Origin of the sequence: Micromonospora sp. NPDC049240 (assembly GCF_040647835.1) — a bacterium.
Taxonomy (GTDB): Bacteria; Actinomycetota; Actinomycetes; order Mycobacteriales; family Micromonosporaceae; genus Micromonospora.
This window is the reverse complement of record NZ_JBEZCX010000038.1, coordinates 1-14,670: the sequence shown is the minus strand read 5'-3', so window position 1 is coordinate 14,670 and position 14,670 is coordinate 1. Positions and strand designations below refer to the sequence as shown.

7 protein-coding genes and 1 pseudogene are annotated in these 14,670 nt (G+C 68.2%); 5 read left to right on the top strand and 3 right to left on the bottom strand.

Going from position 1 to position 14,670, the window contains the following annotated elements:
* Positions 1–307: 307 nt before the first annotated feature.
* Positions 308–1,408, bottom strand: coding sequence for an IS701 family transposase (locus tag AB0B02_RS31605; RefSeq protein WP_357306700.1), 1,101 nt, complete (start codon positions 1,406–1,408; stop codon positions 308–310).
* Positions 1,409–1,601: 193 nt separating this feature from the next.
* Positions 1,602–1,955 (bottom strand): hypothetical protein, encoded by a 354-nt coding sequence (locus tag AB0B02_RS31600; protein WP_357306697.1) that lies wholly within the window; start codon positions 1,953–1,955, stop codon positions 1,602–1,604.
* A 626-nt stretch (positions 1,956–2,581) separates the two neighbouring features.
* On the opposite strand from AB0B02_RS31600, the gene AB0B02_RS31595 reads away from it, so the two are divergent.
* Genes AB0B02_RS31595 through AB0B02_RS31580 form a run of 4 tightly spaced genes read left to right on the top strand, consistent with a single transcriptional unit; the run spans position 2,582 to position 10,405 of the window.
* A complete protein-coding gene (locus tag AB0B02_RS31595) occupies positions 2,582–4,132 on the top strand; it encodes a hypothetical protein (protein ID WP_357306694.1) in 1,551 nt (516 codons plus the stop codon).
* Entirely contained in the window at positions 4,129–4,848 is a 720-nt protein-coding gene (locus AB0B02_RS31590) for a hypothetical protein (RefSeq protein WP_357306691.1), read from the top strand. The genes AB0B02_RS31595 and AB0B02_RS31590 overlap by 4 nt, the downstream gene beginning before the upstream one ends.
* Positions 4,845–9,362: a hypothetical protein gene (locus AB0B02_RS31585; protein ID WP_357306687.1), complete on the top strand. Its 4,518-nt coding sequence runs from the start codon at positions 4,845–4,847 to the stop codon at positions 9,360–9,362. Before AB0B02_RS31590 ends, AB0B02_RS31585 begins: the two co-directional genes overlap by 4 nt.
* Entirely contained in the window at positions 9,359–10,405 is a 1,047-nt protein-coding gene (locus AB0B02_RS31580; protein ID WP_357306684.1) for a Wadjet anti-phage system protein JetD domain-containing protein, read from the top strand. The genes AB0B02_RS31585 and AB0B02_RS31580 overlap by 4 nt, the downstream gene beginning before the upstream one ends.
* A gap of 1,060 nt (positions 10,406–11,465) precedes the next feature.
* On the opposite strand, the pseudogene AB0B02_RS31575 reads toward AB0B02_RS31580, so the two are convergent.
* Positions 11,466–12,080 (bottom strand): annotated as a pseudogene (locus AB0B02_RS31575) (transposase family protein); the annotation flags it as partial.
* A gap of 810 nt (positions 12,081–12,890) precedes the next feature.
* Between AB0B02_RS31575 and AB0B02_RS31570 the strand changes: the two are divergent.
* A complete protein-coding gene (locus AB0B02_RS31570; protein ID WP_357306680.1) occupies positions 12,891–14,540 on the top strand; it encodes an MBL fold metallo-hydrolase in 1,650 nt (549 codons plus the stop codon).
* The last annotated feature ends 130 nt before the right edge of the window (positions 14,541–14,670 follow it).

Here is a 14,670-nt window from a genome sequence, read left to right as displayed (position 1 = left end):
GACGTCCTGTTCGCCATGCTCCGCGACAAGATTCCCTACCAGCCCCGCCCAGCCACGCCGATCGCCGCTTGACGAAACCCATAGGGACACCCCCCCCCGGCCAGCTCGACGGACGCCGCCGCTGGCCCTAATACTGCAACGGCAGTTGGTCAGGGGTAGCCGTGTCGTCGGTAGTGGCAGGTTCGGGCTTGGTGTTGGCGTCGTCGGCGCCATCGGGACCAGGCCCAGACGCGCTCGGGTGGGTGAGTTGATCGCACTACGAGTGCGGTGAGCAGTCTTCGGATCTCCGGTACGGTGTAGCCGATCATCATGTCGCTGTCGGGGCTGGTTCCCCTTTTGCGGTAAGGGATCGGGCGACGGACAGCCAGGCGTGGGCGGCCGTGGACAGGGTGATGTGGGCGTACCAGGCTCGCCAGTCGCGGACCTGGTATTCGTCGAGGCCGGCTTCGTTCTTGGCCTGTTGGAAGCACTCCTCGATCGCCCACCGCGCCCCCGTGATGCGGGCCAGGTCGACCAGGCGGGTGCGGCGGGGTCCGTAGCAGACGTAGTACGCGATCTCCCCGGTCGTCATGCTGCGCCGGGCGAGCAGCCAGTGCCCGCGGCCGGGCTGCCAGCAGATACGCACCGCCACCCGCGCCCACCAGTACTCGCGCGGCCCGTGCGCACCGGCGCCGGCAGACAGCCGGCACCACGCCCGCGCCGGCAGAGCAGCGATTAGGTCGTCCGCGCGAGCTTGCCCCATCGTGGTGGTGATCATGTCGTCGTTGCGACGGGTCGCGACCACATAACCCACATCCCGGTGTTCCAACCAGACCCGCAACGACTTCGACTGCCCGTAGGCCTCGTCCATCGTCACCCACCCCACCGGCACCCCGGCATCCAACGCGCGGGCCAGCATGTCCCGGGCCATCTGCACCTTCGTGGCGAACTGCACCTCGTCCGGGATCCCCGCCGCCCGGCACCGGTCCCGGTCATCGGTCCACGACGCCGGGAGGTAGAGCTGCCGGTCGATCAGCGCGTGGCCCTTCACGGACCGGTAGGCCAGGAACGTCCCGACCTGGCAGTTCTCCGTCCGACCAGCGGTGCCCGAATACTGGCGCTGCACCCCGGCCGACCGGGTGCCCTTCTTCAGGAACCCGGTGTCGTCGACGATCAGGACTCCGGCCGGGTCGCCGAGGTGCTCGACCACGTAGTCCCGCACATCGTCACGAACCTTCTCGACGTCCCAGTCCGCCCACCGCAGCAACCGCTGCATCCCGTCCGGCGACACATCCCCAGCCTGCTCAGCCAAGGTCCGGCCATTCTTACGACCCAGACCCGACACCAGCCCACACAGGTACTGACGCACCCGCAGCCGCGGCTCCGACCGCCGAAACCGAGGCCCGATCCGGGCATGCAACCGGTCCAACTCACCATGCCAACGATCGACATCAACGTCCGTCACAGGCAGACCAACGAACGCGAGTCGAACTCGATTCGCCTACTGCCGTTGCAGTACTAAGACCCGCGATCGGAAGTTGGCGTTGCGCAGTGTGCCGTCGTTCGGCGCGGTGAAGACCAACTCGTCCCGGCCCTCGCCAGCGATGTGCGCGGCCAACTCGTCAACGAGGAAGCGCGGAACGGGAATTGGCCGGCGCTGGTGGACGCTGCCGCCAACCGCGCCGGCGGGAACAGCCGGCGTCGAAGTACTCTGCCGCGATCACCCCGCGCCCGGCGACGAGATCGGCGGCGCAGTCACGCTGCCAGCGCCGCGCCGTCACCCGATCCTGATGCTCGACCGTCGACATCCGACCGTAAAACGCGAACCGCACACCATCGTGCTTTCGCAGGGGTGGCTGCAGTGTGGCTTGCGGCTGGCGTTCTAGCCACTGGGTGAGGGGAACTTCGACGTTGTCAGTCTGGTTCTCCCGCATGCCGACCGTTCCACGAGGAATCCTCGTGACGAGGTCGGACATGTACTCCGTCGGCGCTAGCGAAACAACAACCTCTGGTCGATGCGATTCCTGCATCCCTGACTGGCGCGTGCGGCAACAGCGCGATCGGCGCGTAGGACCGCGTGGGTGGCACCGCGCCGAACTTGTCTGCCCGTCCCGACTGGAACGACGCGCCGTCGCCCTCTTGGCCGGTGTCTCCTCGCGATGAGCCCGTCCGGCCTGCCTTATCGCTCAATCGACGGTCCTCGTAGCCCAGTAACCTAGGGTGCTTTACGGAGGGAGTCCGGCGGCGCTGACCTCCAGTGCCTAGACCAGCAATATGTCATCCGAACAGAGCTGCCACGGCCTCACCTCGAATGTGGACGTCGACGGCGCCATCTCGCCTTGGCGGCCTCATCCGGAGCTTCGAGGCATGACATTGCCGACCGGGGAATGTTCGCCGGTCGCAGCCCAGCCCTCTGTCTATTCCTCAGCATGAGCAGGATGCATCGGCGAGTCAGGCGGGAGAGGACACCCAATAGCTGACCGATTCACTCATCCGGCGTAGCAAGATCGACCATCTTGCTTACCGAAAGTGTCGGACCGCTTCCCTAGAATGACGGCGTGCCGGGCGACTGTCAGCCCCACGTGGCCAGAAGGGGGTAAGCGTGCCAACCGAGTGGGACGTGCCGCCCGAGCCCGTCGACTGGGACATCACGATCCCCACCGACGACACCTCCATCGCCCGCCGCCGGCGTGCCCTGGCACCGATCCAGGTCCTGACCGACATCGAGCGGACGAAGACGAGTCTCGACGGCGACTTCTGGCACCGGTATGACCTGTTCACTATCGCGCTCGCGGTCATCGATCAAGTGGCGCTGGCCATGGGAATCTCGGCCGGCAAGACCTGGGACGAAGCTGTCGACTACGCGAAGAGCCAGGCCGCACGTCAGGCACCCGCCGCCGACGATAGCCAGTGGGCCGTGGTAGCCGAACGTGTCGTCGTCTCCTTGGTCACGACCGACATCCAGACCGTGCCCTACGTGACCTACACCGCGGCGGGTCCGCAGTGGCGGGCACAACGTTTCCGGCTGCTGTACGTCCACGCCGCCGGCGGCGACGCCACCGAGTATCTACGCGCCTCCGAGCAGGCGATCAACATCTTCATCGACGCGTTGGACCTCGACATCGAAGCGGCGCAGATCGCCACCGAGGCGCAGCTGACCGCGTTAATCGCCCGCGGCGCGATCGAGTCCGCGGTGCAGATCGCCCGCTACGCGCGCTACCAGTCCATCCAATATCAGGAACGGATCCGTCGGATCATCGCTGACACCCTCATCGACCCCGACACCCACGACTGGATCGACGAGGTTCCCGCGCTGCTCGACGCAGCACTGCTGCACATCCAAGAGCGGCTGGCAGGGGAGTCTTCCCTGCTGGAGGCCGTCGCCGAGCGGCGCTTCGAGCTGGACGACCGGGCCAAGGTGCAGGCGGCGAACATGCTGATCGAGATCCTGCGGGAGTGCCGTCACCGCCACGACGAGCTGCACCGGCACTTGATCGGTGCGCGCACGAGGCTACGGGAGGCGCTGGATGATCGGTTCGTCCGCGCGCCGCGCTCGACGCATCGTTCTGACCTTGGCCGGGATCTGTTCAACCCTTATCTGGCCGCGCCGACGCAGACTGCGGCCGTGCTGGCCGATCGGTTGGTCGCGGTGGTAGGGGGACTGTCGACCCGGTGGCTGCCGTCGCTGGCCGTGCTGACCGACGAGCTGTGCGCCCCGGCCCGGGTGCCCACCCCGGGGGAGCAGTTCGAGCCACCGGAGTTCGACGACGATGACATACCGGAGTGGTGGGAGGCCTACGAGGACACCATCGAGGCGATCTTCGAGGCGGTCGACGAGCCGGTCCGCCTGTCCCAGCTGCTGGCCCGAGCCGATGAGCTCGCATCGCAGGTCAGCAATGACGACGGCAAACCATTGGAGCCCGATCTGCTGATGGCGGCCCTGGTCCACGGCGCGCACCGGGCGTGGGCGGCGCGGCTGGCGGGCCGATCGGCCGGCGACCGGGTGCTGCTGGCCGTGGACACCGGTGATCGGCTCACCACCGGCCTGCTCAGAACCGCTGACCTGCTGTTGATGCCGGGGTGGGTCACGACCGACATTGAGGAAGCAGTAGCCCGGCACATCGAGGTCCCGGACACCGCGGAGGCAGCATGAGCGCCAGCGATGACAGCGTCGACGTCGGCCGGATGCTGGCCTGGGCCGGCCGGCCGCGAGAAACACCGGGCCGGCACGACGACTATCACCGTGTCGTGGCCCGATACCGCAACGAGCCGGACTTCGCCGCGACCGTCGACGCGGTCTTCACCGGCGCCGGCCTCTACCTGCTGGTCGACGAACGTGACGGCATCGTGGCCACCGCCAACGCAGACTCGCCGCTGCGGGTCACCGCCTCCGACGTCGTGAAACGCGCGCAGCCGGCGCACCGAGCGGCGATCGGAGCGGTCATCCTCGCGATCGCCCGCACCGCATACCCCGACGGCGCGATGCTCGACGACCCCGACCGCGTCGCCGTGTTCACCACCCAATCGGTCGTTGACGCCCTCGACCGCGCCGTGCAGGTCCACGCCGAGGCGAGCGGCAAAGACGGCCCGGTCGACGACGACCTTGTCGAGGCGTGGCGACAATGGGCCGGCCTGCAGACCGCACGCCCGAACGCGCGACGCCGCTCCGCCAACGACCGCCCAGGCCTGGTCAACCGGGTGTGCCGCCTGCTGACCGACGCCGGCTATCTGACCGCCCGCGGTGACACCGACGGCGGCACCTGGCTGGCCCGGCCGCGTCTGCGGCACGCGGTCACCGTGCTGTGCGAAGACTCGGACCTGTACGCGATCGTCAACCAGCTCTCCGACGCCGACGAGGACCGCCCGTGACCGACATCGGCCCGCACCACCCGACCGCCGTTGATCTGTTCTCCCAGGCCGGCGAGCAGGACCCCGACCGGTTGCCGGTCCCGCCGTTACGGCTGCGCCGCATCCGCCTGCACGGCGTCGGCCCCGACGGAGCCCGGTTCGACCCCCTTGATCTGGACTTCACCACCAGCGACGGCGCCGCCTCCCGGGTCTTGCTGTCGTTGACGAACACCGGTGGGAAATCCACTCTGATCACGTTGGTGTGCAGCCTGGTCGTACCCGCCTCCCGCGCCCAGGTCGGTGGCAAGAACTTGGGTGATTACGTCCTCACCGGCGACACCTCTCACATCCTGTGCGAATGGGAGGACGCCACGACCGGCACCCGGACGGTCACCGGCGCGGTGATGGAGTGGAAGGACGGCCGGCGACAGCCCGGCCACAAACAACGCTCGACCACGAACATGAACCGGGCCTGGTACTTGTTCCGGACCGGGCCGGGTCTGCCCGGTATCGACGACCTGCCGTTCGTCACCGACGGCCGCCGCACGATCCTGGAAGCCTTCCTCGGACAGGTGTCCACTCTGATGTCCGCCGATTCGCGGACCCAGTGGGTGCTCACCCGCCTGCAAACCGACTGGACCCAGGCGCTGCAGGAGCGCACCAGCATCGACCCGGTGCTGTTCAGCTACCAGATGCGCATGAACGACTCCGAGGCCGGCGCCGAGAAACTGCTCGCCAGCTTCGACTCACCGGACAACGTGGTGCGGTTCTTCATCGCCGCGCTCAACGACGACCGGGAGATCGCCGACTTCACCGGCAAACTCGGCCCGTACGCCGAACTCGCCGCCCAGCGGCCTCATCTGCACGCCCTTGCCGGATTCGGCGCGCAACTCGCCCCGCAAGTCGAGCTGCTGGCCCAACGCAAGAGCGCACTGGACGACAAAGCCGCCCTGGCGCTCACCGCCAAGGTTGCCGGCGGCGAGCACGCCGCCGCGTTGACCAACCGTCTGTCCCGCGACGCTGCTGCGCTCACCGATCTGGCCGATGCCGTCAAGGCGACGGCCGCCGAGCTGGGCACGGCGCGCCGCGAGTACGGCCAGATCAGTGACATCCGCCTGCAACTGCACCTCGAGCGGGCGCGGCACCGACTCGCGGAGGCCGCCGACACCGTCCGGCACCGAACCGAGCTTGCTGAGCATGCCACCTTGGACAGAGACGCGTGGGAGGCGGTCGACCTCGTCCTCGACGTGGATGTCGCCCGTCAGGAACGCGACGCCGCCCGCATCGCGTACGACACGGCCCACGAGGGGCTGGCCCCGCTGCGCGAGCAACTCGCGAAGGCCGCCGAGGCTCTGGCCGGCCGCTTGGACGGCCTCATCGAGGAGGCCGACGCCGTCGCGGCGACCGCGGATGAACAAGCCCAGCTCGGCAAGCAGGATCTTGAGGCGGCACTCGAACTCGACAAGAAAGCCGAACGCGACCGCGACGCTGCCCGCCGGGAACTGGATCGCCTCGACGCAGCGATCCAGGCTGCCGAAGCGGCTGTCGAAGCTGCGTACGAGGCCGGCTGGCTCCTGCCGGGTGAGCGGCCCGCACGCTGCCTGCGCCGCTGGCAGGATGCGATCGAGACCGCCGCCGCGCAAGCCGGCCGGCACGCCGACGCGGCCGAGACCGCCGACACCGCCTTCGACACCCTCCAACGGCAACTGCACAGCCTGGACGACGACCTCATCGACCTGCGCAAGACAGCCGACACCGACCACACGAAACTCGAGGCCTTCGACACCGAGCTCGCCGCGCTGGCCGCCAACGCCACCGTCACTACGGTGCTCGGCGGCGAACCCGCCGACCCAGGCGACATCAACCGTGCCGTCGACCTGACCGACCAAGCCGCCCGCCACGCCGATGACCGGGCAGCCGACCACGAACGCCGCGCCCGCGCCGCCCGCGAAGAGCTGGCCCACCTGGACGAAGCAGGCACCGCGCCGACCGGCGCCGACGTGCTCACCGTGCTGAACACCCTGCTGGAGGCGCGTTTCGGCGCCGTCACAGGCCTCGACTGGATCGAACGCAACATCATCGAACCCACCGACCGGCCGGCCTTCATCACCGCCCACGCACAGCTCGCCGGCGCCGTCATCGTCTCCGACCCCACCCGCTTCGCCGCAGCCATCACCCATCTCACCGAGGTGAAACCCCGCACCCGCGTTCCCGTCACCATCACCATCGCGCCCACCACGACGACAACCACCACGCAAGGCGATGCCGGACCGCGTCACGTGATCGTGCCGCATCGCGCCACCTGGGATCGTCAATGGGCCGCCACCACCCGCGCCGACCTCGAAGCCACCGCACAACAGCACGGCACGAAGCTGTCCGAAGCCCGAACCGCCGCGGCGCTGCATCGCGCCGCCTCCGCCGCTTGTTCCGCCTTCGCCGACCGCTGGAAGGCCACGACACGGCCCGAGTTGACCACCGCCGTCACCGCCTCCACCGACGCCCTGGAAACCGCCACCCGCCGCAAGGGCGGGCTCGTCGAGCAACGCGACCACCAGCGCCAACTCGCAGGAGAACATCGCCGCAGCACCGAACAGGCCCGACGCGAGCACACCCAGGCGACCGAGAACGCAGACCGCGCCGAACACCTCACCACGGTCTCGGCGGCCGGTACGCAAGCCACCCACCAACGGCCACAAACCGAAGCAGCGCACGCCGACGCCGCGAAGCGGCTGACCTCAGCCGCCGAGGCGCGCCAGGCGGCCACCGCCCGCATCACCGCCAACGCCCACGCGGCGGCCCAGGCACGCGCAGACCGCAGCTCCTGGCAGACGATGCGCACCGAAATCGGCGTCGAACACGCCGCAGCAGATCCAGGCGGCAACCTCTCGGTGATCCAAGCCGCCTGGCACTCGCTACGAACCGAACTCACCGCCGCCGAACAAGGCCTACGCGAGGCACTGCTACTCGAACGCGCGCAAACCCGCCTCGATACCGCCATCGAACGACGCGACCGCTATGACCAACCGGTCAGAGAACGCGCCGCCGCCCTGGCCCGAACCACACCAGCCTCCTCCCGGCCAGCCCGCACCGCCGAGCAACGCCGCTCCCGACAGGCTGCCGCCGACGCCGAAATGGCCCGACTGCGTGCCACCACCGACAGGGAAAACGCCGAAAACGAAGTCACCGCGGCCGCGCCACCGCACGACCGGCAAAACCACTTCGACCTGTCGAACACCCCGCAGTGGCTACCGGCCGCCCCCACCGACATCCCTGCCCTACTGGAGCAACTCGAAGCCCATAACGCCGTGCTCCTGGCCCGCCGCGAAGCCGCCGAGCAAGCCCAGCTCGACGCCCAAGAACTCCATGACGCCGTTGCCGCCGACGTTGAAGCCTTCACCGACCTCATCGGCATCTGGACCACCGAACTCATGCACACCACCCGGATCTACACCGGCAGCAAAGAAACAGCCAGAACCGAGATGCGAGCGCTGGGCGAGGCCCACCGCGCCGCGGAGGCCGCCGAACGCACCGCACACGGCGAACTCGGCGAAGCCGTCACCCACGTGCGCGCCGGCGCCAACGAACCCCGCTGGCGAGACCTGGACGCCCCCGTCGCCGCCCGGCTCCGAGCCCTGCCCGACCCCGACCTGATCACCGAAGCGGAAACCCTCGCGCGCCGCATCCGATCCATGGCCGAATCCGCCCGCGGCGACCTCAACACCCTCGACACCCACCGGACCATCCTGCGCAACGGGCTACTCACCCTCTGCCGCGAGCAACGCCGGCTCCTGCGCGAAGTGACCCGCGCCTCCCGCCTGCCCGCAGGCCTCGGAGAATTCTCCGACCACCCCGCCATCAAGATCCGCTTCGAGGAAGCCGCCGACGACGAGTCAGCCGCCCGCCTGGCCGACCGCATCGACGCGTGGGCCACCGAACTCGCCGCCAACCCCAAACGCGCATCCTCGGCAGAGATCCGCGCCCGGTGGCTCGCCGACGCCGTCCGCGACACCGTCATCGACCGCCTCCGCGCCGGCGCCTGGTCCATCGAAATCCTCAAACCCCGCATCGACGGCAAAGTCATCTACTGCCCACCCGACCGCATCCCGCAAGAATTCTCCGGTGGCCAAGTCCTCACCCTGGCCGTCCTGGTGTACTGCGCCCTGTCCGGCGTACGCAGCACCCACCGCCCCGGCGGCGCCCGGCCACCGGGCGCCCTGCTGCTCGACAACCCCTTCGGCGCCGCGTCCGCCGAAACCCTCATCGCCATGCAACACCAGCTCGCCGCCCACACTGGCCTGCAATTGATCTGCGCCACCGGCCTGCACGACGCCGGCGTCGACGCCGCCTTCACCGGTCCCGGATCGGTCGTCGTGAAACTCCGCAACGACGGCGACCTCCGCCGCAACCTGTCCTTCCTACGGCTACGCGCCCGCATCGTCGACGGCATCGACATCGCCGCCGCCCTCACGACCGGCCGCGGCCCGAACGAGCCGAAAAACTGGGTCGACGCCACCACCTACGAGATCCGCCGATGACCTCCGCGCTCACCAGACCGGCCGAGATCGACGCCCTGTCCGACGCGCTCGCCCGCACCGGATCCGTCCGCGTCCCGCTGTCGCAGCTCTGGCCCCTATGGGCCGACGCCGCGCCACGCCTGATCGGCGAGGCCACCCAGGCCGCGGCCCTGGATGCCGCCCTGCGCGACCTCGCTGCCCGCGGTGTGGTGGAACTACCGACCACGGCGTGGGACGCGTCGACGACACCGCCGCTACCACGGTCGATCACTATCCCGACGAGCCGTCGACCGGTGCGCGCCAAAGAGTGGATCAGGTTCCCGTGGCGGCACGAACTCGGCTGGATCGCCTCCCTGCCGACGCTGTCCGACACCCGACTGCGTGAGCTCATCGCGGTCAACAACTGGCTCGCACGCACCGACGGCGGCGAAACCGCCGTCGTCCCGGTGCGCTACCGATCCGCCGAAATCTTCGGCGACGAGAAATGCCTGGACGGCATGGCCCGCACCGCCCTATTCGGCCCGGGCCGGCTCAGCTTCGACCTGCTGGCCTGCGTACGCATCCCGGCCCCGCTGCCAGCAGTCGCCGTCGGCACCGGACCGGACATCCTGGTCGTCGAGAACAGCGACACCTACTGGGTCGCCACTGACACCCTGCGCAACACCCACACCCACCGCATCGGCGTTGTCGCCTGGGGATGCGGCAACGCCTTCCCGTCGCAAGTCGCCGCCCTCGGCATCGACATTGGCGGCCGCGGACCCGTAACCGGAACCGTCTGGTACTGGGGCGACCTCGACCCTGCCGGTCTCACCATCGCCTCCGACGCCGCCACGGCAGCAGCCGCCGGCGGCCTACCCGACATCAAACCCGCCACAGCACTCTGGGCCGCCATGGCCGAGCGCCCCGCCCAGAACAGCGGGACTGTGAACTGGTTGGCGACGCCTGGCCGAAACTGGCTCGGCGATCAGCTGTGGCAGGAGACGGCCACCATCCGCGAGAAGCGAGGGCGGGTCGCTCAGGAATCCGTCACAGCAGACGTCGTCGCCGCATGGGCAAGGATCTAATCGATCATGAAGGATTTATGTAGACCGCTTCGGTATCGGCAATCGCGATCGTGCGCGGCCCGGCTCGTCGCTCCGGCGTAGATCGCGCACGGCGCTGGGGACGCCGTTGGGCAGCGGAACGGCGCACTTCCGCCACCCGCTGTTCAGGGTGAGCCCTCAGATCCGTTCTGTACCAGTCGGAGGAAGGCGCTCTTTCGCGTGGCTAACCGCTCGCCCTGCCCCAAATAGGTCCGTCTCTCGCGCCCCGGCGAAGTCATCGTCGTCGAAGCCTGGGCCTAAGCGGCAACAGGAGACGTCGCGCTGACGGCTGCTAGCTCACCAGCGGCGACCTCTCCACCATGACGCTCACTCCGGCGAGGCTGAACCGTTGCGTTCTGACCGGATGCCCCCTCGTCAGCGCTCAACTCGACACCGGAACGTTCTACGCGTCTGCTCGACGCCTGCGAGCTATCCGCGGCGCGGCCCTTGCGTACTCCGTAGTCGGCTGGCACCGACATAACAACGACCCTAACCAGCCGGGAACACACCATGCGCGTCGTACCAACTCAGGCGCTCGCCGGGAGTCAGTAAGGCAACCATGTTTCGAGGAAGTCGGCAGCTGCGCTTGCGCAGGTCAAGGTGTCTCGAATAGCACGGCTGGCACTCCGCCGCCGCGAGCCCGGTACTCGGCCGCCTCCGGATGGTCGTGCTCAACCCATCCGAGGCGACGCCAGAAGCCGTCCGAGCTCTCATCCAGCGAGAGCGCTACGTACGGTCCAGGAAACTCCTCCTTGATCATCGCTAGAAAGCTGCGGCCGATGGCCCGTCCTCCACCGCGGAGGTCAACACGGACCTCAAGAAAGTCGATCTCGGTCGCTCCGTTGCGGGGAATGTGGCGACTGGGGTATGCCTCACCCGTGAATGATCGGATCTTGATCTGAGCACGAGCGATCTCGCCTGCTCTTGGATCTCTGGCGCTGCACCAGGCGATCGGGCCCTTCACGAGGCCGATGTTCCACCATGCAGCGTTGAACCCCACCGCCGCCATAAACGGCTTCTCGGCGGCGGGCCTGGTGGAGTCATGACGTGTGATCTCGATTTGCACGGCAGCTATCGTCGCACCACGCCGTAGCTCAGAGGCGGGTGAAGCCGACGCGGGAGGGGAACGTGAACAGTCCAAGGTCGACTTTTGGTCGATAGCTGAGCTGCGGTAGACGATCGTGTCGTTGCGGTTGCCCGGCTGCGGGTCGCCGACGGCGATGACCAGACGGGTGCTGGCGTCGATAGCGACCTGCAGGTTCGTCGAGTACCGGTAGTTCTTGCTCCGGGCGGCCAGCCGGTGATCGCGGGTCGGGACCAGCGTCCCGTCAACGATCGCGATCTGCTCGACCGGCCGTTTACGCACCGGCCCCAGGGCCAGCAACGGTGCGAGGGCGTCGATGATCCGATGCGCTGCGGAGTGCGACACCCCGAAATGCGGGCCGATCTGGCGCATCGTCAGGTTCGTGCGCCAGTACGGGGCCACCAGCAACACCCGATCGGCGAGGTCCAAGGCCCACTGCCGGCCCGGTCGGCCGTCGACGATGCCCTCACCGCCACGCTCGGCGACCAGCCGGACCAGTGTGCGGAACTGGGCTGGCTGCAGCCCGGTGAAGGGAAAGATCCACTCCGAGCGAACTGCCGTGATCACCTGCACCACGGCCTCCTACCCAATCATCCTCAACGGACAGCCACCAGGGTTACGAGACATCCCTTAGGGATGGACGGACAACTCGAACTGGCGGGCCGGTAGCGGGCCGAGGTGGCCCTTCTGCAGGACGCGCGCCTGCAGCAGCGTGGCGGGGGCATCGCCGACGACTTCAGATCGTCATCACCGGACCTCGCCTCAAGCGTGTTTGGCGCAGGAATGCCGCTGGCATCCCTCGCGTCCACCGGCTGGCCCGCTGCCGCTCACCAGCAACGTTGCTGATCGTCGCGATCGCCGCGACAGGAGCAGGCCTGCTGGTCGCAGGCATAGCCCCCGTTCTCGCCGTCGTTCGGCGGCACAACTAATCGCCGGAGCGCGCAACGCCGTGGAGAACATCGGCTACGACACCGAAAATTTAGACCTCGTGTCCCGGCCGGTTCTGGGCCGCATCTTCGGGCCCCCTCGGAACCCGCCGTGCAGTTGGGAGATGGCCTCGCCGACGTAGCGGCCGGCCTACTGGTCGACCTTGCCGGCGCCCGCACTCCCTTCATCCTCGCCGGCGCCGGCCCCGGCGCGCTTGCCGTCCTGCCCACTCTCATTCACGCGCTACACCGCCAAGCGCCTAACGGCGCCGCCGGTTCCACCAACCAAACCATGGACCGTTACTGCGACCGGACCGGCGGTAGGGCAGGATCGCGGACGTGTTGATCGCTCCCGTCCCCGGCGCCCACCAACGAGGCGTTGAGCATCTTGGCCTGCTGTGCGCTTTGCACGTGAGGTCCTGCGGCCACGAGCCGTGCGGCTGAAGGGAGAGGGCCGGTGACGGGTTCCTGGATGGTGCGGACCAGCAGACAGGATGGTGGGGGCAGGGAAGCGATCACGCAGGGCGTGGTCTTCGCCGACTGGCCCGAACTGGGCGACATCTCGCAGTGCCGCAGCTTGCCCGAGGTGCGGGCCCGCCTTGCCACAGTCCATTCCGGGGACGCTGCGAAGAGACTCGACAGTCTCGCCGGCCAACTGTGGCGCTTCCTGGCGGTGATGAGCCCGGGCGACTACGTCGCCATGCCGTACCGCAATCACGTGGGAAGCATGGCGATCGGCCGTATCGTCGGCCGCTATCGGTACCAGGCGGATGCACCGCCCGGGTTCCGCCACACCCGAGCAGTGCAGTGGATCAACACCTCAGTCCCGAGGAACGCCTTCAAGAACGACCTATTCAACAGCCTCGGGTCAATCGCGAGGATTTGTGGCCTGCCACCCGACCCTCAGAGCCGTCGGCTGGCAGCGGTGGCACGGAAGAAACCGGACCCCGGCCCCGAAGACCCGCCAGTCCAGCCTTCTGATTTACCGCCGCGCCGAGACTTGGTGAGCGTTCTCGATGTCGGCGATGGCGCCTGCACCATCATCAGGACCCGACGTGACGGCCGTGAGTCAGTGACCGTGATCGACTGCGGCAGCGACAGCCTCTCCGCCGACGACGCGTGTGAACGATTACTGGACGCCCTCGACGGACGGCCCGAACTCATCGAGACCATCATCGTCACTCACTTCGACGTCGATCACTACTTGGGCTTCGTTCGCCTCGCGGAGCGCATGCGCGCCCGGGGCCAGCGCTTCCGTCGACTGCGCCTGATCTCACCACGCCCCCCACACGTCGTACCCCAGTACGCGCTCAGCTATCTGGCGATGGCCCGCTTCGTCACCGGCGTCCGCAGTCTGGATCTCGCACTCGAGCTTGAGACCGTTACCGACCGCGGGCTGCGCTACACCCCGATGTCTCGTGGCGCTGGTGGTGCGTTCCTCGCCGGCAACCGAGGCTATGAGGTGCTGTGGCCACCGCCGATACTGCCGCCAGGCGTGACCCGTCAGGTCCAGAACGCGGTACTCGCCTTCGAAGAACTCGCTCGGTCACTCGCCGACAGCGGCAACCCCGCCTTGAAGGACAACTTCGAAGCGGCCCGCACCGGCGGGTGGCTGCAACCATCGCGAGACGAGATTCCGCAGCGGCTTTGCTGTCGGGGCGGCGATCCGGGCGAGTCCCCGGACCTGCTCGACGCCGAAGGCGCGGGTGAAGATGGATATCTGCTCGACGTCGACCGGCTAAACATCCCCGAGCACCTCCAGCATGACTTCCGCGTGGTGTGGGACCGGATGCGCCGCGCCAACAACAACATGTCGCTGGTGTTCGAGGACGCCGAACCGGGGCGGCTCATCGCCTTCGGCGACGCCAGCCACCCCGTTCTGTCATGGCTCGCCACGACGGACCTCAGCCCCGCCCACTACGCACTCATGCTTGCGCCGCACCACGGCACCCACCGCCTACCAGCATCCCTACAGGTAACCGCGGAACTGTGCGTCGCGCAGAACGGCACGAAACGAGCCCATCTATGGCCGCGCCATCTTGCGACCCATCGACAGAACGGCACCTGCGTCAGCAGCACCGCAGGCAACCACCACCTGTTGCTGTAACTCCCGCAGGAAGCAGACACAGCCGGGCGTCTAACACTCCAGCAGGAGATCCGTTTCAGGGCTCGGTGAGGGCTTGTCGGGCATAGTGGCTGATCTTGGCTGTGGCTTGGTGTTGGCGTCGGTAGATGGA

Excerpts from the sequence above, each read along its gene's own strand:
- AB0B02_RS31600 (WP_357306697.1), bottom strand. The coding sequence starts at position 1,955 with ATGTCCGACCTCGTCACGAGGATTCCTCGTGGAACGGTCGGCATGCGG.
- AB0B02_RS31590 (WP_357306691.1), top strand. The coding sequence starts at position 4,129 with ATGAGCGCCAGCGATGACAGCGTCGACGTCGGCCGGATGCTGGCCTGG.
- AB0B02_RS31580 (WP_357306684.1), top strand. The coding sequence starts at position 9,359 with ATGACCTCCGCGCTCACCAGACCGGCCGAGATCGACGCCCTGTCCGAC.